The organism is Pseudoalteromonas sp. (assembly GCF_041629635.1).
Classification (GTDB): Bacteria; Pseudomonadota; Gammaproteobacteria; order Enterobacterales; family Alteromonadaceae; genus Pseudoalteromonas.
In genome coordinates, this window is the sequence record NZ_JBFKMX010000038.1 from 1 (window position 1) to 21,519 (window position 21,519).

Consider the following 21,519-nt stretch of genomic DNA (forward strand, 5'->3'; position numbering starts at 1 on the left):
AATTCAGTTTTATCAGCTTTTATTTTTTGATGAACAACTTTATTAGCACGCTCATCAAGTATGCAAACGTATAAAATGTGTGCATGCAGGTAAATTCCACAATAATATTTGTGAAAAGTAGTATAGAATTTCATTGAACTTCTCCTTTTGGTTTGGTCCCTTGAGGTTTAGCTGTTCGCTAAACTTCCGGGAGAAGGTTCAATAAATATCAAGGTTTTAAAGTCGGATTCGTCATAGTTTGCTCGGTTCCACTTCGCTTCATATTTTAGCAAACTGTTACTCACCGCTTAAGGTGTCGTAGGTATAAAGAGAGAGTTAATATGACAAAGCTATCCACCATTGGCCAGATTGCAATCACCGTTAGTGATGTTGAGAAAGCCTTAGCCTTTTACCGCGATGCACTGGGATTAGATTTACTTTTTAACGCTGGTCCTGAACTTGCGTTTCTAAATGCGGATGGGGTGCGCATAATGCTGAGCACTCCACAAGGTGCAGGAACTGTCGGCGCTAACTCTATTCTCTACTTCAAGGTCTCTGATATCGAGGCAGTCCACTCTGCTATTCTTGCACGTGGTGCAAATAATGAACGAGAGCCGCAACTCGCCGCAAAAATGCCGGACCATGAGCTATGGACAGGATTTCTTCGTGACCCCGACGGAAACTTGGTGGGCCTTATGGAAGAAAAGCGGTGATGCTTGGTGTCATGCATCAACACGCGCCTAGCAAAGCCGGACGCTTAATGCGTTCGCACCGTAGTGCTTAGCAGTAAAGGAATCAAATAAGTGCGTATACGACAATATAAGACAACAGATTTGGAATTTGTTCTTGACTCATGGGAAGTAGCAACACGATTAGCTCATGAATTTATGACCGATGAATTTATCGCACAGGAGCGTAAGAATATTGCTGAAATATATCTACCTAATACTGATACGTGGGTCGCTGAAATAGATGGTGAAGTAAAGGGTTTCATTTCACTCATGGGGAGCGAGGTTGGTGCAATATTTCTCCAACCTAATTATCACGGCAAAGGTATCGGTAAAGCATTAATGGATACAGCTCAAGAGCTTCTTGGCGATTTGGAGGTCGAGGTTTTCAAAGCCAACAAGATTGGCCGTAACTTTTATTCAAAATATGGTTTCGTGTTTCTAGAGGAAAAGCTTCATGAGCCAACTGGACAGCAAGTATTGCGCATGATATTTACTGCTAACAAGTCAAAGCGCTCGAACTTCGAATATGCCGCCGATGTTTGAGTCTTTACAAACCAACTCAGGAAACACCATGCACAAAAAATCACATTGGGAAACGGTTTACACTACAAAAGAATTAAGTGATGTAAGTTGGTTTCAGCCCCATGCAGTCACCTCGTTAAAGTTTATAAACCGTTTAAATTGTGAAAAAAGTGCTGCCATTATTGATGTGGGTAGCGGCGCGTCCACTTTGGTTGATGACTTGCTGTTAAATGGGCATACAAATGTATCGGTGCTTGATCTATCTGGCGCAGCGCTTGAAACAGCTAAAAAGCGCATTGGTGTTAATGCAGAAAACGTAAAGTGGATTGAAGCGGATATAACAGACGTAACACTACCAAAACATCAATTTGATGTATGGCATGATCGCGCGGTATTTCACTTTTTAACAACGCCTGAAGAGCGCGGTGCTTATATTAAAAACGTGCTGCATGCGGTTAAACCAAATGGCCACATTATTATTGCCACATTTGCAGAAGACGGCCCAGAGAAGTGCAGCGGCTTACCGATTGTGCGCTACAGTGCAGAAAGCTTACAAGGCGAATTTGGTGAGCATTTTGTGCTTAAAGACCAACTCCATGAAACCCATAAAACACCCTTTTCTACAACTCAAAAGTTTGTGTTTTGTCACTTTGTAATAAAGGGCTAGCAAGGTGTAACCACATACACCTACTCGCCCTATTTACTCTGTTTCTTCTTTGCTTTTATCAGCAAGCACAATATTCGCTCGCTTAAATAACTCACCTAATGTAGCAATAGATAACCTGAACTTGGGATAAAAAGTATTTATTTTCCGATTTTAGTGAATTAAGCGCTAAAAAAGCGGATAATTACAGCCATTATGTTTGCCTTGCTGCAACCACCTATTCGCGGCGACACACTTGGAACCTAATTCATGGAAATCAAAGTAAATTATCTTGATAACTTGCGCTTAGAAGCGCTGTTTGACGACTTTAACGTTATTGCCGATCAGCCTATTCGCTATAAAGGCGATGGTAGCGCACCTGGTCCATTCGATTATTTTCTTGCCTCATCTGCGCTGTGTGCGGCGTATTTTGTAAAGGTGTACTGTAACGCGCGCGATATTCCAACTAACGATATTCGCCTGTCGCAAAACAACATTGTTGACCCAGAAAACCGTTACAACCAAATCTTTAAAATTCAGGTTGAACTGCCAGAGAGCATTTCTGACAAAGACCGTGAAGGTATTTTACGTTCAATCGACCGTTGTACCGTTAAAAAGGTAATTCAAACAGGCCCTGAGTTTGTTGTAGAAGCAGTTGAAAACCTCGATGAAGACGCACAAGCCATGTTAATGGGTCAGCCTGAAGGCGACGCCAATACCATGATTTTAGGTAAAGACTTACCGCTTGAGCAAACCATTCAAAACATGACCAAGATTTTAGAAGACTTGGGCATGAAAATTGAAATCTCATCGTGGCGTAACATTGTGCCAAACGTATGGTCGTTGCATATTCGCGATGCAGCATCGCCGATGTGTTTTACCAATGGTAAAGGCGCAAGCAAAGAAAGCGCATTGTGCTCAGCACTTGGCGAATTTATTGAGCGTTTAAACTGTAACTTTTTCTATAACGATCAGTTCTTTGGTGAAGAAATTGCCAATAGCGATTTTGTCCATTACCCAAATGAAAAATGGTTTAAACCAGGCCCAGATGACGAGCTACCACACGAGATTTTAGACGACTACACGCTGGATATTTACGACCCAGAGCAAGAGCTACGTGGTTCTAACCTAATTGACACTAACTCAGGTAATGTTGAGCGCGGTATTTGTTCAATTCCGTACACCCGTCATTCAGACGGCGAAACGGTTTACTTCCCGTCAAACCTGATTGAAAACTTATTTTTAAGTAACGGCATGAGCGCGGGTAACAACCTTGCAGAGGCCAAAGTACAGTGTTTATCTGAGATTTTCGAGCGCGCGGTAAAACGCCAAATCATCGAGCAAGAAATTGTATTACCAGATGTACCAGAAGACGTACTTAACAAATACCCAAGCATTGTTGCGGGTATTAAAGGGCTAGAAGAGCAAGGCTTCCCAGTAGTCATTAAAGATGCCTCACTTGGCGGTCAGTTCCCGGTAATGTGTGTTACCTTAATGAACCCGAAAACGGGCGGCGTATTTGCCTCATTTGGTGCGCACCCAAGTTTTGAAGTGGCGCTTGAGCGAAGCCTTACTGAGCTATTACAAGGCCGCAGTTTTGAAGGCTTAAACGATGTACCTAAGCCAACTTTTAACTCAATGGCAGTACAAGAGCCAGAAAACTTTGTTGAGCACTTTATTGATTCAACAGGTACTATTTCTTGGCGTTTCTTTAGTGCCAAGCACGATTATGAGTTTGTGGAATGGGATTTCTCAGGCACTAACCAAGAAGAGTGCGATGCCCTATTTGGTATTTTAGAAGACCTTGGTAAAGAAGCATATGTTGCTGAATTTACAGGCCTTGGCACAGCATGCCGTATTTTGGTACCAGATTATTCTGAGGTTTACCCAGCAGAAGACTTAATTTGGGATAACACCAATAAAGCACTTTTATACCGCGACGATATTTTAAACCTGCATTCACTGTCAGACGACCAGCTAGCTGATTTAGTTAATCGTTTAGAAGAAAGCGAGCTCGATAACTACATTGATATCATTACCCTAATTGGTATTGAGTTTGATGAAAACACAGTGTGGGGTCAGCTTACTATTCTAGAGCTTAAGCTATTAATTTACTTAGCATTAGGCGATTTAGAAGAAGTAAATAACCTCGTTGAAAGCTTCTTACAGTACAACGATAACACCGTTGAGCGCGGTCTATTCTATCAAGCGCTACACGCAACACTGCAAGTAGCACTTGATGACGAGCTTGAGTTTGAAGACTACCAGCATAACTTCACGCGTATGTTTGGCGAAGAAGTAATGAACGCGATTATTGGTTCTATTAATGGCGATGTGCGTTTTTATGGTTTAACACCAACTAACTCACAGCTAGAAGGCTTAGATAAGCACCTGCGCTTAATCGAAAGCTACAAAAAGCTGCACAGCGCTCGCGCAAAAATTGCAGGTAAGTAAAATAATTTGAGGTAAGTCCGTTAGGGCTTACCCAGCTTTATGCCAACTTCTATGTAGCCAAGGTTTTTATCAAAAGTGCACTAAGCAAAGGCCTCTTAGTAGCAAAATTATTCACGAGTGCGATTTTTTTAAAACGACCCCTCTTAGTATCAAAGACCTAAGCAGCCTCTTCAGCCAATTTCTCCAAATTGAACTATTTTATATCCTCTTTTAGCGCCAATGCACCTAAGTATATCAAACCAAGTGGTGGTACAAATGAAAGTACCACGCCAACAAGCGCAATCACTTTTGGGGATGTGGTTTTACGTTTACCTAAATAAAAGCTCAAAAACCCAACAAGCGGAACAAAAATAATAAGCGAATAAAAAATTAATTCACCAATCAGTGTGCCATTAATATTCATGTGTAAATGTCCTTATAAACAATATGAAAAATTACTATACCTATGTCTCTATCTTTTGTGAATTTCTTGCTGGAATAACTGTTTTTTGTTGGCCAAACCCATCAATTTCAAATAATTCAAAGCCATATTGCTCGGCTTTATAATTTACAAAAGCAAAAACCTCGGTACTGTCTAAATCAAATAGGTTAAGTTCAATAATAACATCTTGCTGATTTTGCTTTTCAAACCAAATTTTTGTTTTGCGTTTTATTGTTACAAATCCTGCGCGTTTAACCTCTTGCCAATATATAAAGTTATCAGTGTTTACATTTCTTAAAAAGGCACCTGCTTGATCTATTTGGCAAATAACATGTTTGTGGGTCTTAAATTTATGCAGAATATTCCAATAACAAAATGGTGATAAAACGAGGAATAAAGGGATAGCATAGCGTCTTACATCATCTGAATTACCATAAAAGTAGGTTAATATACCTGCAATACTCAGCGTTATCAGAAGTAATAAAGACGTGAAGCGATTATCCTTATAGCGAGCGCTAAATTCTTTTTTTTCAAGCCAATTCTGTATGCATGACTCAATTTCAACTACCCGCTCCGGATAAGCGCTTTTATCAATACTATTTAACGCTTCTAAGAGCGATCTATAACTGTAATTTTCGTAATTTGGTTTCATTAAAATCATTAAAAATTGAAAGCTTATCAGTAGCACCTGCCACAAAGCGGTTATTTTAACCTTGGATTAGTACAAACAGTGTTTATAAATCCATCCACCACTGCATCATTTTTTGATCGTTCGCTTGTTCAGCAAGTTTTATATTATCAAAAATATAGGGTTTTAAAATCGCGTAAGCGTCTTCACGGCTGTGTGTTTTTAATAACAAATTGCGATATGCGCGGATCAAGGTGTAGCGCTGATATGGAATAGCTCTGTCGTATTTTAATTCAAAAAGCTGATCAATAACTTGCTTAGCGCGAGTGTAATCACCATCTTTTGTTAAACGGTGAAGCCACTGCGTACCAATATTTATCGCTGCATTGGCATCATTACACTGACCGCAGTACTCACTTTGCCAAGTTTCATGCATGTAATTTGAGATATAAAACGCATTTAAAGGGTAAAACTCATCGACTGTACCACGGCCTAAAAAGCCAGCCATCTCTTGCACATCATTGCCGCGATTTTTTAACATTCGGGCAAACAGTACTTTAAAGTCGCGTTTATATTTATCAATGCCGGTATTTTTATCATGATACGCTTTCATTTCTTCTGACGTATAATTCATTGGATCTAAATACTTAATCGGAATGGAATGCCACCACTGTGGCTTTGCTACAGCAGCTTCAAACTCAAGCCACGATGGCCAACTTTTTTGCAGCTCTGCTTCGCGCTCAACCAGCTCTTGATAGCTTTCACCACAGCCTGTGGCAAGTAACAACCAAGTAAACGACAATAAAAAAGAATCGAGTAATCGGCTATAGCGCATAAAATTCCTTGTTAGGTAACGATAAATAACACTGTACCGACGAGTTTATACCCCAAAGCAGCATCCGCAATCTTAATCTTTTTATTGTCTTATTTTGGATGTGAGTAATTAAATAACATATTTACATACATCCACCGCAACTACCACAACGCCAGTCTGCTTTATCTACCGCTTGATAAAACCAGCGACAGTGCGCTTCGTCACAGGGAATGTGGTGTTTAAAAAATACTTTAGATAGCCAATCGAGATTAGCGAGGATCCAATCATCTTCTTCCAATCCTTCGGAGAACTCGGGATCATTATCAAAAATGGGGTCATATACACCATATGTCCCCATATCATTTACTTTTTGTTTTTCTTGCAAGCGAATAGGTAAACCTTTATAGCTTATTTGCCAATGACCTAGGCATAAGGTATGCCCTTCAGCACTCCACTTTGCAATAAACGGATTCGGTGAATTGCCCACTTACTTTTAATCTAGCTCACCACCAACAGAACACATTGGTGACGTTACAATTTCGGGTCGATTTTCTCGCGTGGTCGCTTTTAAATTATATAAGCTATCAATATGCTCAGCGCTATTCACGCTAACATTAAGGTTTTTCAAACGTCCATCACAAATGCTATAGATCATACCGTGAATACTAACGTCTTGTTGACGCTGCCAAGCATGTAACAGAATTTTGCTTTTTGACAGATTTTTTACTTGCTCAATCACATTAAGCTCACAAAGACGATTGATGCGTTGCTCGCGAAAACGCAAACTATCAACCTCTTCACGATGTTGTGCATATACATCTTTAATCGAACGCAGCCAATTATCAACCAGTCCATGTTCTTGGTCATCCATTGCTGCTTGCACACCGCCACAGCCATAATGCCCAGTAACTATGATATGTTTCACTTTCAAAACTTCTACCGCGTATTGCACCACTGACATACAGTTGTAATCCATATTGTGTACCAGATTGGCAATATTGCGATGGACAAACAATTCACCTGGTTTCAAACCAACAATTTGGTTAGCAGGTACCCGCGAATCAGCACAACCAATCCATAAATATTCAGGTGTTTGTTGCGCAGCTAAATCATGGAAAAACTCCGGATTATCTGCAGTACAATTACTTACCCATTGTTCATTATTTGTAAATAACTTATCTAACCCACACATAAATAACTCTCTTTATTGCACAAGTGGTGAACTTTGCTGATCAAAAGCAAAACCATCGATTGTCGCCTCACCTATCAAAATCTGAATATATTGGGCAATGGCTTTATGTTCTACTTTGTTATTCAGGTACGCTTCTATCTCTTTTGCTACCAGATCGTAAGGTAGTTGCTTACCGTCCACTTTGCGTCTGACAAAGACAATATGATGGCCAAAACGTGATTCAACGGGATAGTTAATTAGTCCCTCAGATGCCGCAAAAATAGCCTTTTCGAACTCAGCTACAGTTTGACCACTGCTAATTTGCCCTAAGTTACCGCCGGTTTCCTTAGATGGGCAAGCAGAATACTGACGTGCCAATTGAGCAAATTCGTCTGGCTGCTGCACGAGCTGTTCAATCAGCTGTTGCGCTAGTTGTTTGGTGTGCTCGCGACCTTCTAAGTCTTCGGGAGCACTGGCTATTAAAATATGGTCTACTTCGAGTAGTGGTGCACTGGTAAATTTCGCTTTATTCTGTTGATAAAAATGTTCGCACTCTGCTTTGCTTGCTTTAGGAATATCGACTTCTTTTTCAAGAAGTTGGTTTAATAGCGCATCTTCAGCTTGCGCTTCATTTGAAAAACTTGCCGTATCGATAGTTAGATTTAGTTCAGCAGCACGTTGCTTTAATAATTGTCCAATGATCAAGGATTCAGTGGCTTTAATCATGGCTTCACGGCGTGATGCTGCAGGGTGATATTGCATTTCAGCATCGATTTGAGCGGGCGAGATAACGATGTCATTTACCGTCACACTCGGGGTATTTGTTAAACTCATTACATACCTTTATGTGTATCAAATTGCCTCGGAAAAAGGCGACCAAACTTCGGCCGCCCTGGACTACCGGAAAAGGGTTATATTGTTTCTCTCGTTACTTGTTCGCTTTGCTTTTCTCGTACAACTTGATAGTTGCGACGGAAGTAACGAACAGGTACGCTCCATACATGAACTAATCGGCTAAATGGGAACATTGCAATTAATGTCATGCCCAAGAAAATATGTAACTTATAAATAAAGCCCACTGGTGCAATATAAGCGGAAGCCTCTGAAATATCGAAAGTTACAATATTTTGTGCCCAGCCCATCATCAATAACATTTCACTGCCATCTAAATGTGAGAAAGAGAATAAAATACTGATCAGACCTAATATAAGCTGCACTAAAATGGTCAATAGAATAACAATGTCCATGGTGCTGCTGGTTGCGCGAATACGTGGATTATTTAAACGACGTTTAACAAGAATTAATAAGCCGTATAAGCAAATTAGGCCAAAAAAGCCACCCACAGACATCGCCACGACTTGTTTAAACGCTGCACTAATACCTAACACATCCCAAACTTGGTGCGGTGTTAATAAACCCACCGCATGACCAAGTAATATCATGATAATGCCGATATGAAAGGCGCGAGAACCACGTTTGAGTTCTTTACTCTCGAGCAATTGGCTCGAACCAGTTTTCCAAGTGTATTGCTCTTTGTCATAACGCACTAAACTACCTAACACAAATATAGCCAGTGCAATGAAAGGGTAAATACCAAACAACAAGGTGTTAATGTATTCCATACTGTTTCCCCTTAATGAAGTGGTTGCGATGGACGCGTACTAGACGCTGCATCGACAAAATTAATTGGTAAATCTTGATCGCGACGTTGCCCTTCAGAAGGGCGATTCGCATTACTTGGGCAGCCGCCATTGACCGCATCACCGCCAAAGCTAATCGCTTCTTCTTCCCAGACTTTATCGAGTGCTTCTTTGGTGTCGTCACGTTTTTCATTTTCGATTTGACTTTCGACTGCTGCGAGATCAATGTCGATCTCTGCAATATCCAATAGTGCCAACATCAAGTTCGCGTAGTTGCTTTCACGTTTTTTAAGGCGTGCCGCTAGTAACGCAATGATGTGCGCCACATCTTGCAACCAATGTTTAGCATTATCAGAGCCCTGCGTTGAAGCAAACTCAAGATACAAGGGAATATAATCGGGTAATTCCCTGACCCCTATTTCTAAGCCCGCGGCTTTATATTGGTTCTGCAAGTCAATCATCGCCTGACCACGGTCACGGCTTTCGCCGTGCACGTGTTCAAACAATAACAATGACAATGAGCGACCGCGCTCAAATAAGCCGTCGTAATCAGACTGCCAGTCGAGAATATCTAACGCACAGCGTGACTTGATAAAATCTATTAACAGTGTTTTTGCGTTTTCACTAAGGTGTTCTGCTTCAGTGACGGTATCAATCATAGAACCCTTATGCAGAGGTAAGTCATCTGCTGGGTAATCCAGTAAATACGAAATGAGTTTTAAAATTTTCATAACTTAATCCTGTACTTCTACTGGTATAACTTGACGCACAGCCTGCTTTTTACCGCCAAACATATTGCCGTCGTTATTACCTGTGCTACAACCATTACCAAAACTAAAGCCACAGCTATTTTTCATATCATAGGCATCCGCAGCATACGCCTTATGGCTCGTCGGGATGACAAAACGATCTTCATAATTTGCTAATGCCATAATCTGATACATATCCTGTACCTGATGCTCGGTTAATCCCACTTGCTTTAGCACCTCGAGATCAAGCTCGCCATCAACCTGCTCTGAACGTTTGAAAGCGCGCATTGCCAACATCCGTTCTAACGCTTTTATCACTGGTTTTTCATCACCTGCGGTTAATAAGTTCGCTAAGTATTTCACTGGGATGCGTAACGATTTCAGATCTGGGATCACTCCATTCATGCCCACAGTGCCACTTTCAGCTGCACTTTGAATTGGCGAAAGTGGGGGTATGTACCAAACCATTGGCAGTGTTCTGTATTCAGGGTGCAGCGGTAATGCCACTTTCCAATCCATTGCCATTTTATAAACAGGTGAATCAATCGCTGCATCTAACCACGCTTGTGGAATGCCCTCTTGGCGCGCTGCTTGTTGTACCTCAGGATCATTTGGATCAAGGAAAATATCGCACTGAGCTTGATATAAATCTTGTTCATTCGCCACCGATGCTGCTGCTTCAATGCGGTCAGCATCGTAAAGCATCACACCAAGGTAACGAATTCGTCCAACACAGGTTTCAGAGCAAACTGTTGGTTGACCTGATTCAATGCGTGGATAACAGAAAATACATTTTTCTGACTTACCTGTTTTCCAGTTGTAGTAGATCTTTTTATACGGGCAACCCGAGACACACATGCGCCAACCTCGGCACTTGTCTTGGTCAATTAGTACGATACCGTCTTCTTCACGCTTATAAATTGCACCACTTGGACACGATGCAACACACGCAGGGTTGATACAATGCTCACATAAACGGGGTAAGTACATCATAAAGGTCTTTTCAAATTGACCGTAAATATCCGCTTGAATTTGCTCAAAGTTTTTATCTTTACGACGTTCTTTAAATTCCGTACCTAAGATCTCCTCCCAGTTTGGCCCCCAATTGATCTTTTCCATACGCTGACCACTCACCAGTGAGCGCGGACGCGCTACTGGTTGGTGCTTACTTTCACCCGCTTTATGAAGGTGTTGGTAATCAAAATCAAATGGTTCGTAGTAGTCATCAATTTCTGGCATGTCTGGGTTAGCAAAGATATTTGCTAAGATACGACGCTTGCCTCCTTGGCGTGGTTCAATCTTGCCGTTACTGTTACGTTTCCAGCCACCATTCCACTTTTCTTGGTTTTCCCATTCTTTTGGATAACCAATACCCGGCTTACTTTCTACGTTATTAAACCATGCGTATTCAACGCCTTCGCGTGAAGTCCAAACGTTTTTACAAGTGATAGAACAAGTGTGGCAACCAATGCATTTATCAAGGTTTAGCACCATACCTATTTGCGCTCTTACTTTCATCTCATTGCCCCTTATTCGGTATCTAACCAATCTACATTGTTCATCTTACGTACCACCACGAATTCATCGCGGTTACAGCCTACCGTGCCGTAATAATTAAAACCGTAGGACTGCTGTGCATATCCGCCAATCATATGGGTTGGCTTCATTACTGCACGGGTTACTGAGTTGTGAATGCCGCCGCGAGTTTGCGTGGTTTCTGCCCCTGGCACATTTACAATTCGTTCTTGTGCGTGATACATCATACTCATACCCTCAGGTACGCGTTGAGACACGACCGCCCTTGCTGCAATTGCACCGTTAACATTAAATACTTCAATCCAATCATTATCTTTAATCTCTGCTTTTTCAGCGTCAATTTCAGATAACCAAACAATCGGGCCGCCTCGACTCAGTGTCAACATTAGTAAGTTGTCTGAATAAGTACTGTGAATTCCCCACTTTTGGTGTGGCGTAATCCAGTTCAGTGCAATTTCCTTATTACCGTTAGGCTTTTGATTCATAATAGGTTGCACGGTTTTTAAGTTAATCGGTGGCTTATACACACACATGGTTTCACCAAAGTCACGCATCCATTCATGATCTTGATAGAACTGTTGACGACCTGTAACAGTGCGCCAAGGAATGAGCTCATGCACATTGGTATAACCTGCGTTATAAGACACATGTTCATCTTCTAAACCTGACCAAGTCGGTGAAGAGATAATCTTGCGTGGTTGCGCTTGAATATCGCGAAAACGAATTTTCTCTTCCTGCTTTGGTTTAGCTAAGTGGGTATGATCTTTACCTGTAAATTCGCTTAACGCAGCCCATGCTTTCACCGCCACAGTCCCATTCGTTTCAGGCGCTAGAGACAGAATAACTTCAGCTGCATCAATCGCTGTTTCAATCTTAGGACGCCCTTTATGCGCACCTTCTTCACGGTGAACTTGATTTAGTTTGCCAAGAAATTCGACTTCTTCATCGGTATTCCAGCTAATGCCTTTACCACCGTTGCCTTGTTGTTCAAGCAATGGTCCGAGTGAAGTAAAGCGCTTATAGGTATTAGGATAGTCGCGCTCAACTTCAATCATATTTGGCGCTGTCTTACCCGGTATAAGATCACATTCTCCTTTCCACCATTTTTTCACACCAAATGGCTGTGCGATTTCAGCTGGTGTATCGTGTAGAATTGGCAAGGTAACAATATCGGTTTCTTTTCCTAAATGGCCTTCTGTCAATTCAGAGAATTTTTTCGCTACCCCTTTGAAAATATCCCAATCCGAACGCGCTTCCCACACTGGGTCAATCGCTTTTGATAATGGGTGAATAAACGGGTGCATATCCGAAGTATTCATATCGTCTTTTTCGTACCATGTCGCGGTTGGCAGTACGATATCTGAATACAAACAGGTAGTAGACATACGGAAGTCAAGGGTAACAAGCAGATCTAACTTGCCTTCCGCAGGTGTATCTTCCCATTTCACATCTTCTGGTTTAACACCACCTTCTTCGCCTAAATCTTTACCCATTAAGCCATGCTTTGTACCTAATAAGTGACGCAGCATGTATTCATGACCTTTACCTGATGAGCCAAGTAGGTTTGAGCGCCAAATAAACATATTGCGTGGGAAATTTTTAGGATTTTCAGGCTCTTCACAAGCAAAGTTTAAACTGCCTTCAGTTAAGCTTTTCACCACATAATCTTTCGGTGACAAGCCCGCTGCTTTCGCTTCTTTGCACACCTCTAGTGGGTTTTTACCCAGCTGTGGTGCTGATGGTAACCAACCCATACGCTCAGCACGTGTGTTGTAATCAATAATTGAGCCGGTCCATTTCTCTTTATTGGCAAGTGGCGATAATACTTCTTCCATACGCAGTTTTTCGTAGCGCCATTGGCTTGAGTGATTGTAGAAAAACGAAGTACCGTTCATATGACGCGGTGGTTTCTGCCAATCTAGAGCAAACGCTAACGGCTGCCAACCGGTTTGTGGACGCAGTTTTTCTTGACCTACGTAGTGCGCCCAGCCACCGCCTGATTGACCCACACAACCACATAACATCAACATGTTAATTAGACCGCGATAGTTCATATCCATGTGATACCAGTGATTTAGCGCAGCCCCAACGATGATCATTGAACGGCCACGTGTTTTATCCGCAGTTTGTGCGAACTCACGGGCAATCTTAATTACATCTTCACGCGGTACACCGGTAATTTGTTCCTGCCACGCCGGTGTATAAGGAATGTCATCATCATAAGTAAGCGCTACATTAGGATCATTATAATCGTTATCCACACCATAGTTTGCTACCGTTAAATCAAATACGGTGGTTACTAATACGGTTGAACCATCTGCTAGCGAAATGCGTTTAACTGGTACTTTACGTTTTAATATTTCATCATGCTGGGTATTTTGGAAGTAACCAAACTCGTGTTCAGCGCCACCAAAATAAGGGAAGTTAACTTCAACAATTTCATCATGGCCGGATTTTAGACTGGTTTTCAGCTGTACTGATTCGCCTGATTTACCATCCAGTTGATCAATGTTCCACTTACCTTTTTCGCCCCAGCGATAACCCACAGAGCCCGTTGGCGATACCAGCTCACCATCGGTCTCGTTAATAGCAATGGTTTTCCATTCTGGGTTGTTATCTTGACCTAGGTTATCGGATAAGTCTGACGCTCTTAAAAAACGACCTTGGCTTAAGCCTTTTTCCGTTTCATCTAGCAAAACTAGCATTGGGAAGTCAGTGTAACGACGCACGTAGTCACTAAAGTAGTCACTGTGCCCCTTAACATGGAACTCTTTTAAAATAACATGGGCAAACGCCATTGCAAGTGCAGAGTCAGTGCCTTGCTTTGGAGCTAACCAATGATCCGTCAATTTCGATAATTCAGAGTAATCGGAAGTGATTGACACCACTTTGGTGCCTTTATAACGTACTTCTGTTAAGAAGTGCGCGTCAGGCGTACGCGTTTGTGGCACATTTGAGCCCCACGCTAAAATATAATTTGAGTTATACCAATCTGCCGACTCTGGTACGTCAGTTTGTTCGCCCCAGATTTGTGGTGATGCTGGCGGTAAATCACAGTACCAATCATAAAAACTTAAACAGTTACCACCGATAAGTGATAAGTAACGCGCACCGGCCGCGTACGATACCATCGACATCGCAGGAATTGGTGAGAAGCCTGTAATACGATCCGGGCCATAAGTTTTTGCTGTATAAACATTCGCTGCCGCAATGATTTCATTAACTTCATTCCAATCAGCGCGAATAAACCCACCAAGACCACGTTGTTGTTTGTATTCTTTCGCTTTTTCTGGGTTTTCTACAATTGAAGCCCATGCGTCAACAGGGTCTTTGTGCTGCAACTTAGCGGCACGCCATAATTTGATTAAGCGTTTTCTTATTTTTGGGTGTTTTAAGCGGTTGGCACTGTAAATATACCAAGAATAACTAGCCCCGCGAGGGCAACCTCTTGGCTCGTGATTAGGCAGATCGGGACGTGTTCTAGGGTAATCTGTTTGTTGTGTTTCCCATGTTACTAGCCCGTCTTTTACATAAATTTTCCAGCTACATGAACCTGTACAGTTTACGCCGTGCGTTGAACGAACAATTTTGTCATGCTGCCAACGACGGCGATAACCATCTTCCCAGCTTCTATCTTCATTGGTGGTTACACCATGAGCATTGGAAAATGCATCTTTTTTTGTTTTAAAGAATTGCATTTTATCTAAAAAGTGACTCATTTTTCACTCCTACATTACTTTTCTTACGGCGTTATCGCTTGGTGACAGCAAGCAAAAAAACCAGTGCTGAAAGAGATAATAAGAGCTCAGTAGGTAATAAAATTGATATAGATCAAGAAGCCAAAATTAGGCAACTGGCAGGGTATTGCTAACTACCCCCTTGTAGGTATAGAGTGAAAAATTGAACCTCTTATAATAGGGGCTTCAGCGATATACATACCCATAAAAACGCATTGAACATAACAACAGTGATGTTTTAAGGGGTAGTTTTTAAAGAGAGAAGAAATAAATGTTAAATCGTGCCAAACGTTCCATTGTTTTTCGAATTAGCGCACTCATGACTAGCGTGATTGCCATGGCATTTATCAGTATTTTTTCGTCTGTTTATATTTCTGAACTGAGTGAGTTTGATGGCGCCGCGATTAATCTATCTGGTTCAATGCGCATGTTAACCTTTAAAACAACCAGCCAAATAGCCGATTATCAAAACTTACCTAGTGAAGAAAAGCTCACTCATATACACAATTCAATCTCGCGCTTTGAAAAAAAACTGAACAATGGCATTTTAAAAATTGAGTTTACCCAACACAAAGACATTGCTATTGAGCATGGCTACAACACCATAAAAACAACTTGGCAGGAAGAAATTCGCCCGTTATTTAAACAAGCAATACAACAACAAATCCCTATCGATAAGTTATTATTAAACGCCACCGCATTTGTTGATCTGATTGACAATCAGGTGATTCTATACCAACAAAAAGCCGAAAGCCGCTTGGAGTTATTGCGCATCGTGCAAATCACAACACTGTTTATTACTTTAATCCTGATCTATATTTGCCTTTATTCTGTTCACTACAAAATTTCAATACCTTTAAAAGAGCTTACCAATGTGGCAAAAAAATCCACACAAGGTGATTTCTCTCACCGCGTTAACCTTGATCAACAAGATGAGCTAGGTTTGCTTGCCAACACTATCAACGCAGCCAGTGATACCATTGAAGCTCAGTATGCTAATTTAGAAAAACGTATTGCCTCTAAGACGAGAAAATTAAAACGCAGCAAAGACATGATCGAGTTATTGTTTGATATTTCTAATCAAACCAACCAATCTGCATCTGGCGAATTGATGTTTCAACCGATTATTGAACAACTTGCTGAAATTAGTGAAATATCCAACATAGACTTATGTTTGCTGACTCCTCAAGGCGAAGTACCATTTCAACATCTAGTATCTAGCCCACAGCAATTATTATTAAATGCTTGTGTTAAAGGCAATTGTGCTACCTGTCATGAAAGGCAATATGTTTATGACAGCAGTTCTAAAACCATTCAAATTAAGTTCCCTTTGCAAACACCCACGGTGAGATATGGTGTGTTAGTCGTTAACTTACCAGAAGGTGCATTGCTGGATCCATGGCAAAGTCAGTTATTTAAATCCGTTGCTGACCAAATTACCCTTGCGCTCAGTTTACAGGGCAAGAGCCACCAACAACGTCGTATCGCTCTACATAATGAACGCTCAATTATTGCCCGAGAATTACACGACTCCCTCGCGCAGTCACTTTCATACCTTAAAATTCAGGTAACCCGAATTCAAAAAGGGGTAGATAAAGACGTTGAGAAAGAATCATTGCAAGAGATTATTGCCGAATTGCGCGAAGGTATTAGTTCGGCCTATCGCCAGCTGCGCGAACTACTCACCACGTTTAGATTGCAAATCACCGACTCAGGCTTACAACAGGCACTGAATGATACCCTTGATTTACTGCAGCAACGCACTGAAATGCGCCTTAGCCTTGATTATCACATTGGCAATATTCCGCTTTCTCCAACCGAAGAGATCCATATTTTACAGGTGGCAAAAGAAGCGTTACAGAATTCGGTATACCACTCCAAGGGGACTGAAGCATCAATTACGATTGGTGAAAATGCCGATAAATCCATCTCGTTAACCATTTCTGATAATGGTATTGGTATTGGTTCAGATCCTCAAAAAGTGAATCACTATGGTCTCGCTATTATGCGAGAGCGGAGCACCTCATTAAAAGGCGAGTTTAATATGACTGAGGTTGCTGACGGCGGGACCGAAATACACGTTCGCTTTAAACCGTCTTATCTGTATTCACAGGTAGCATAAATAATTTCGATAAGAGTTATTAAGCGAGCCTCTCGACAGTACTGTTTACGACATAAAAAAAGCTGGAAAAGGAAAGTGAAATACTTGTTGGAAAGCATAAAGTGTAATTTAAATATTCATCACACTACCAAAATACAATGTTAAATTGAGTTCCTTTGTTTGTTAGGTTGAACAGCCATTATCTAACCAAGATTGCCAGCGGTGTTTATTGTTGTCTAACCAATAATTAGCAGCTTGTGTTGGTGTGAGTTTAGTTACATCAACCAAAGCAGCAATTTCCTCTAATTCAGTATTATTAAAATTCATTTTAGTTAACATTGTGTAAGCACAAGGCCATTTCAAAGGAAACTCTGTAGAAGCCACTTTTTTAAGCCAACCCGCTTTAGGATTACCACAATCGTAAAGGTAATCTGGATTAATTCCCCAATTCGGATCCGATTCACATAACGGCGAAAATTCCGGAAACTCAACAAATTTTCCTTTATACTTGGCACCAACCCAATTTGGGGTCCAATTAAAAAGGAGAATAGGCTTCTTTTGTTCATAGGCTTTTCTTAACTTAATCCACAATTGGTCAGCATGATTAACATTTATGACTTGAAAGTTTAATTTTAGCGATCTCACTCTGGCTTTATCGGGTTTTTCCCAAGGCCCGCCATAGTATATTCCTTTAGTCACATTATCTTTTTCAGAAAAAAGCTGTGAACAATGCTTAAGTGCTTGCCAATTGGGTAAGCCAGGACATTTCTCCTCTACATAATCAGGATACCACCAGTCTTCTCTGGTGAAGACATTATAATTCCCAGCATCAAGCAACTGTTTTTTATTAATTAACATAAGTGACTTTTCAGCCATAGTACCTTCCCATACCTCTACCTGAATATGCGCTATGTTGTGCTTTAAAATGTACCACTGACCATCGGTTGGGTAGCTCACATACTCTACTTTGTAACCTTGATTTTCGTATATAGTGCCTAAAATATGCGAAGCAACAAGTTGCGATGACCAGTTATTTAAAATAATTTTAATCGCTTCGTTTTCATTGCTTTTTGCGTTAGCGCCGTTTAAATAAAATGAAAGTAACCAAACAGCAATGAATGTTCTTGAAATCATCATCCTTTATTTCATCACCTTGATGCTTTAGCCATTAAAAATAACTTTAGCCCAAATCCGTTAATTCACCTTTACATTTACCAAAAAACTCTAATGATTACGTGGTTTTTACGGTTAACGATGTCAGCCTTTCACAAGCATTGATCCATAGTTTGTTGACGACTTTATGGGATCCATCTATTCGTAGATAGAGCCCATTGTTCATCAGCAAACCTACTGCATATAAAATATGCCCAACATTTATTAGGTCTTAGTGACAATAGTTATACTGCATCAATCAATAAACAAAAACTTAACTTATTAATAAATTTAGAATTTCATTCCAATCGTAAAGTCTATTAAAACCAATAACGGATTTTCTCGACGTAGCTCTCTGGTAATATGTGGTCAGCATTAAATACCAGTCTCACCTTGTCTTTACTTGCTATTGCATCAAATAATGTTTGGTTTTGTTGCTCTGTTGCATACTGATCTTGATTAGCCGTTAGCAATGTGACAGCTTTATCGTCAATCATCTTTGCCGCTAACACTGGAGCAACAACTGGCATGGTGTCATCTATGTGTGGAGGAACGATACTCAACACCTCAGACACACGTTCATCTATTGCTGCAAGCAACAACGCCATTTGGCCTCCCATGCTATAGCCAACAACGCGAATTTGTTGATCTTTAAATTGCGGTTGCAGGTGTAGCCAATCAAGTAACAAGCGATAATCAAGAATACTGTGGCGTATCATATCTTGATAAGCTTGCTTATCACCTTGATGTAAATTTGTCATGATCTCTTTCAAAGACACATCTGCCTGCTTGCGAGAACCATGATGACGAGCATCCAGAGCAATCACTGCAAACCCATTTTGGTGAGCTAATTCGGTAAGTTTATGCACCTGAGTGACCGTTTTTGACCCTTTCAATTCAGCATGCCACCAACGCGGATAACTGCGTCCCATCGCATGCATTGCTATTACCAATGGGTATTGCTGACGCTTGATTTTAGGGTAACTGATTTGACCGTTAACTTGCGCGCCATCAAAACTCGTAAAATTGATAACCACCTTTTCTGCGTCTAGTGGCTGTTGCTCCACCTTAACTTGTTTAACGTTATGTTGATAATGTGCTGCAAGGTCAAAGTCAGAAGCCCAAGCGTCACCGTTTAAACTATTCATAACTAAGGTGTATAAAATAAGTGCGACTAAGATGTTCAAATTGCGTGTTTTCATAGTAAGTTCCATGTTTATAGTATGCAGCCATACTAGCTACACACTTGTGAAGAAAGCGTGAAATCATTGCACTCTTCGCTGATTATCTGCATGTTTCGAGAATCAACCTCACGTATTACAACAATCTAACAAATAAAAAAAACCACTTAAGGTTAATTAAGTGGCTTTGCAGATTAAGGTTTTTCAACCTTTCGGGAGCGTTCTTCCATGAACAGTTTGCGTACGATGCTAAGGGTTATAAAACTCGCCATCTTTACGTAAGTAGAACCACCAGTTGATAAGTAAACATACCGCGTAGAAAATTGCGAAACCAACTAATGCAACTTCTGGAGTCGTGGCTTTAATTTGTTCACCTAATACTTTCGGAATATAGAAAGCGCCATAAGCTGCAACTGCAGATGTCCAACCAAGTACAGGGCCTGCTTGCTCTTTCGGGAATACCATTGCGATAGTGCGGAAAGTGGAACCATTACCGATACCTGTTGCAGCAAACAGTAATAAAAACAATAAGAAGAATGGCAAGAAGAATTCTTCTGGTGTAGCCGATTGATAAGCCGCTTGCATGTAGTAAGCCACACCCAGTGCACTGCCTACCATTACAACTGAACAAATTTGTGTAACCAGTGCACCACCAAATTTATCCGAGATCCAACCGCCTAGAGGACGAATAAGTGCACCAATAAACGGACCCATCCAAGCATACATCAGCGCACTTGGGCCATTTGGATTGATCGTATCGTGAGTCATCACACCATCAACCATTACGTGTTGATAGCCGAAAATAACTTTAATTGCTAATGGGAAAGACGCTGCAAAACCAATAAACGAACCAAACGTCATGGTATAAATAATACTCATTACCCAAGTGTGTTTATTGTTGAAAATTTGATACTGACGGGTGAGTGATTTATTAATTTGTCCTGGTAACATTTTTAATAGGAATACTGTCGATGCAACCACTAACACCAATACTATTTCTTTTGGTACACCAAAACCCGAACCATTTGCCGCTTCAGGTAACATTAGCCATAGACCAAATGCCGCAGTGACGAAACCAATAAACAACATTACTGAAATTAACATAAAGCTTGAGAGCGGATTACCAATATCAGGCGACACCTCTTTGGTACGAATATTATTCATACCGAACCAGCCTAAAAAGAACAGCGGAATTAAGAACATAAGCCATAAGAAACCGGCGTTATGAATATAGGTTTCAGAACCTGCAGGGATCTTACCAATTAACGTACCTGAGGTATTAACTAAAGTCATTGACTCGCCACCAAAGATACCAAACGTCATAAACAGCGGCACTAAGATTTGCATGGTCGTTACGCCAAAATTACCTAACCCTGCATTTAAGCCAAGCGCCAGTCCCTGCTCTTTTTTAGGATAGAAAAAGCTAATATTTGACATAGATGCGGCAAAATTACCGCCACCAATACCAGATAGCAACGCTAATAGTTGGAACATCCAAAGCGGCGTATTTTGGTCTTGTAATGCTATGCCTGTACCTATCGCTGGCACCATTAACAATGCAGTGGTAAAGAAGATGGTATTTCGCCCACCACATAAACGAATAAAGAAGCTGCTGGGGATCCTCAGAGTCGCACCAGTGAGACCAGCAATCGCCATCAGACTAAATAAATCAGGTTTGGCAAATGGAAAGCCTAAATTGAGCATTTGTACTGTGATAATGCCCCAGTAAAGCCAAACGGCAAAACCACATAATAAACTCGGGATCGAAATCCATAAGTTTCTATTTGCTATTTTTTTTCCTTCGGATTCCCAAAATTGTTCATTTTCGGGATCCCACTTTTTTAGATCACTCATAATTTTTATGCCTTAGAGCTTGGGATTTGTTCCTACTATGTCTGTTGAACGTGGTTGGAACAATTAACTAAATGCGGTAGCTCCCCCCTACCCAGAAATAGATACAATAACCGACACAGCTCTTCCCCTTCCACAAACAAAAAGAAAAAAACCAATAAATTCAATTAAGTAGTCAGTTTATACAGGAAATTAAAACTACCTATTTG

Annotated in this window: 18 protein-coding genes; 5 read left to right on the forward strand and 13 right to left on the reverse strand. The window is 40.9% G+C overall.

Annotated features, from left to right (window positions below; all coding sequences use genetic code 11):
* The first annotated feature begins 320 nt into the window (after positions 1 to 320).
* The 4 genes from ABYD77_RS07650 to ABYD77_RS07665 all read left to right on the forward strand — a co-directional run bounded on the left by ABYD77_RS07650 (position 321) and on the right by ABYD77_RS07665 (position 4,329).
* Positions 321 to 692, forward strand: coding sequence for a VOC family protein (locus tag ABYD77_RS07650; protein WP_372768593.1), 372 nt, complete (start codon positions 321 to 323; stop codon positions 690 to 692).
* Positions 693 to 782: 90 nt separating this feature from the next.
* Complete coding sequence (locus tag ABYD77_RS07655) at positions 783 to 1,253, forward strand: GNAT family N-acetyltransferase (RefSeq protein WP_372768595.1); 471 nt, start codon at positions 783 to 785, stop codon at positions 1,251 to 1,253.
* Positions 1,254 to 1,281: 28 nt separating this feature from the next.
* Positions 1,282 to 1,899: a class I SAM-dependent methyltransferase gene (locus tag ABYD77_RS07660; protein ID WP_372768597.1), complete on the forward strand. Its 618-nt coding sequence runs from the start codon at positions 1,282 to 1,284 to the stop codon at positions 1,897 to 1,899.
* Between the two features lie 246 nt (positions 1,900 to 2,145).
* Positions 2,146 to 4,329 (forward strand): OsmC domain/YcaO domain-containing protein, encoded by a 2,184-nt coding sequence (locus ABYD77_RS07665; protein WP_372768599.1) that lies wholly within the window; start codon positions 2,146 to 2,148, stop codon positions 4,327 to 4,329.
* Positions 4,330 to 4,522: 193 nt separating this feature from the next.
* Here the strand turns inward: ABYD77_RS07665 and ABYD77_RS07670 are convergent, their stop codons facing one another.
* The 10 genes from ABYD77_RS07670 to ABYD77_RS07715 form a co-directional block, all read right to left on the reverse strand.
* Entirely contained in the window at positions 4,523 to 4,732 is a 210-nt protein-coding gene (locus tag ABYD77_RS07670) for a hypothetical protein (RefSeq protein WP_372768601.1), read from the reverse strand.
* A 40-nt stretch (positions 4,733 to 4,772) separates the two neighbouring features.
* On the reverse strand, positions 4,773 to 5,402 hold the full coding sequence (locus ABYD77_RS07675) for a hypothetical protein (RefSeq protein WP_372768603.1): 630 nt from the start codon (positions 5,400 to 5,402) through the stop codon (positions 4,773 to 4,775).
* A gap of 82 nt (positions 5,403 to 5,484) precedes the next feature.
* Positions 5,485 to 6,213 (reverse strand): hypothetical protein, encoded by a 729-nt coding sequence (locus ABYD77_RS07680; RefSeq protein ID WP_372768605.1) that lies wholly within the window; start codon positions 6,211 to 6,213, stop codon positions 5,485 to 5,487.
* A gap of 121 nt (positions 6,214 to 6,334) precedes the next feature.
* Positions 6,335 to 6,679 carry a hypothetical protein gene (locus tag ABYD77_RS07685; protein ID WP_372768607.1) on the reverse strand — a complete coding sequence of 115 codons (345 nt, stop codon included), beginning with the start codon at positions 6,677 to 6,679 and terminating at the stop codon, positions 6,335 to 6,337.
* Positions 6,680 to 6,685: 6 nt separating this feature from the next.
* Positions 6,686 to 7,384 (reverse strand): carbonate dehydratase, encoded by a 699-nt coding sequence (gene can, locus ABYD77_RS07690; RefSeq protein WP_372768609.1) that lies wholly within the window; start codon positions 7,382 to 7,384, stop codon positions 6,686 to 6,688.
* A 12-nt stretch (positions 7,385 to 7,396) separates the two neighbouring features.
* The gene (locus tag ABYD77_RS07695) at positions 7,397 to 8,197 is read right to left on the reverse strand and encodes a peptidylprolyl isomerase (RefSeq protein ID WP_372768611.1); all 801 of its coding nucleotides are present in this window, start codon (positions 8,195 to 8,197) and stop codon (positions 7,397 to 7,399) included.
* Between the two features lie 77 nt (positions 8,198 to 8,274).
* On the reverse strand, positions 8,275 to 8,985 hold the full coding sequence (narI, locus tag ABYD77_RS07700; protein ID WP_372768613.1) for a respiratory nitrate reductase subunit gamma: 711 nt from the start codon (positions 8,983 to 8,985) through the stop codon (positions 8,275 to 8,277).
* Between the two features lie 11 nt (positions 8,986 to 8,996).
* Positions 8,997 to 9,734 (reverse strand): nitrate reductase molybdenum cofactor assembly chaperone, encoded by a 738-nt coding sequence (narJ, locus tag ABYD77_RS07705; protein ID WP_372768615.1) that lies wholly within the window; start codon positions 9,732 to 9,734, stop codon positions 8,997 to 8,999.
* A 3-nt stretch (positions 9,735 to 9,737) separates the two neighbouring features.
* Positions 9,738 to 11,270, reverse strand: coding sequence for a nitrate reductase subunit beta (gene narH / locus ABYD77_RS07710; RefSeq protein WP_372768616.1), 1,533 nt, complete (start codon positions 11,268 to 11,270; stop codon positions 9,738 to 9,740).
* A gap of 11 nt (positions 11,271 to 11,281) precedes the next feature.
* Positions 11,282 to 15,007 carry a nitrate reductase subunit alpha gene (locus ABYD77_RS07715; protein WP_372768618.1) on the reverse strand — a complete coding sequence of 1,242 codons (3,726 nt, stop codon included), beginning with the start codon at positions 15,005 to 15,007 and terminating at the stop codon, positions 11,282 to 11,284.
* 337 nt (positions 15,008 to 15,344) lie between these two features.
* Here ABYD77_RS07715 and ABYD77_RS07720 point away from each other — a divergent pair, with 337 nt between their 5' ends.
* Positions 15,345 to 17,147 carry a histidine kinase gene (locus ABYD77_RS07720; protein WP_372768620.1) on the forward strand — a complete coding sequence of 601 codons (1,803 nt, stop codon included), beginning with the start codon at positions 15,345 to 15,347 and terminating at the stop codon, positions 17,145 to 17,147.
* A gap of 162 nt (positions 17,148 to 17,309) precedes the next feature.
* Here ABYD77_RS07720 and ABYD77_RS07725 read toward each other — a convergent pair whose 3' ends face one another.
* From ABYD77_RS07725 to ABYD77_RS07735, 3 genes are all read right to left on the reverse strand, one after another.
* Positions 17,310 to 18,263 (reverse strand): ABC transporter substrate-binding protein, encoded by a 954-nt coding sequence (locus ABYD77_RS07725; protein WP_372768622.1) that lies wholly within the window; start codon positions 18,261 to 18,263, stop codon positions 17,310 to 17,312.
* A gap of 335 nt (positions 18,264 to 18,598) precedes the next feature.
* A complete protein-coding gene (locus tag ABYD77_RS07730) occupies positions 18,599 to 19,480 on the reverse strand; it encodes an alpha/beta hydrolase (RefSeq protein ID WP_372768624.1) in 882 nt (293 codons plus the stop codon).
* 228 nt (positions 19,481 to 19,708) lie between these two features.
* Entirely contained in the window at positions 19,709 to 21,313 is a 1,605-nt protein-coding gene (locus tag ABYD77_RS07735) for an antiporter (protein ID WP_372768626.1), read from the reverse strand.
* Positions 21,314 to 21,519 lie beyond the last annotated feature (206 nt).

Bases quoted from the DNA above. Each gene is read 5' to 3' on its own strand.
- ABYD77_RS07715 (WP_372768618.1), bottom strand. From the start codon at position 15,007: ATGAGTCACTTTTTAGATAAAATGCAATTCTTTAAAACAAAAAAAGAT.
- narI (WP_372768613.1), bottom strand. From the start codon at position 8,985: ATGGAATACATTAACACCTTGTTGTTTGGTATTTACCCTTTCATTGCA.
- narH (WP_372768616.1), bottom strand. From the start codon at position 11,270: ATGAAAGTAAGAGCGCAAATAGGTATGGTGCTAAACCTTGATAAATGC.
- narJ (WP_372768615.1), bottom strand. From the start codon at position 9,734: ATGAAAATTTTAAAACTCATTTCGTATTTACTGGATTACCCAGCAGAT.
- ABYD77_RS07665 (WP_372768599.1), top strand. From the start codon at position 2,146: ATGGAAATCAAAGTAAATTATCTTGATAACTTGCGCTTAGAAGCGCTG.
- ABYD77_RS07720 (WP_372768620.1), top strand. From the start codon at position 15,345: ATGACTAGCGTGATTGCCATGGCATTTATCAGTATTTTTTCGTCTGTT.
- ABYD77_RS07660 (WP_372768597.1), top strand. From the start codon at position 1,282: ATGCACAAAAAATCACATTGGGAAACGGTTTACACTACAAAAGAATTA.
- ABYD77_RS07730 (WP_372768624.1), bottom strand. From the start codon at position 19,480: ATGAAAACACGCAATTTGAACATCTTAGTCGCACTTATTTTATACACC.
- ABYD77_RS07735 (WP_372768626.1), bottom strand. From the start codon at position 21,313: ATGAGTGATCTAAAAAAGTGGGATCCCGAAAATGAACAATTTTGGGAA.
- can (WP_372768609.1), bottom strand. From the start codon at position 7,384: ATGTGTGGGTTAGATAAGTTATTTACAAATAATGAACAATGGGTAAGT.
- ABYD77_RS07670 (WP_372768601.1), bottom strand. From the start codon at position 4,732: ATGAATATTAATGGCACACTGATTGGTGAATTAATTTTTTATTCGCTT.
- ABYD77_RS07680 (WP_372768605.1), bottom strand. From the start codon at position 6,213: ATGCGCTATAGCCGATTACTCGATTCTTTTTTATTGTCGTTTACTTGG.
- ABYD77_RS07675 (WP_372768603.1), bottom strand. From the start codon at position 5,402: ATGAAACCAAATTACGAAAATTACAGTTATAGATCGCTCTTAGAAGCG.
- ABYD77_RS07695 (WP_372768611.1), bottom strand. From the start codon at position 8,197: ATGAGTTTAACAAATACCCCGAGTGTGACGGTAAATGACATCGTTATC.
- ABYD77_RS07650 (WP_372768593.1), top strand. From the start codon at position 321: ATGACAAAGCTATCCACCATTGGCCAGATTGCAATCACCGTTAGTGAT.
- ABYD77_RS07725 (WP_372768622.1), bottom strand. From the start codon at position 18,263: ATGATGATTTCAAGAACATTCATTGCTGTTTGGTTACTTTCATTTTAT.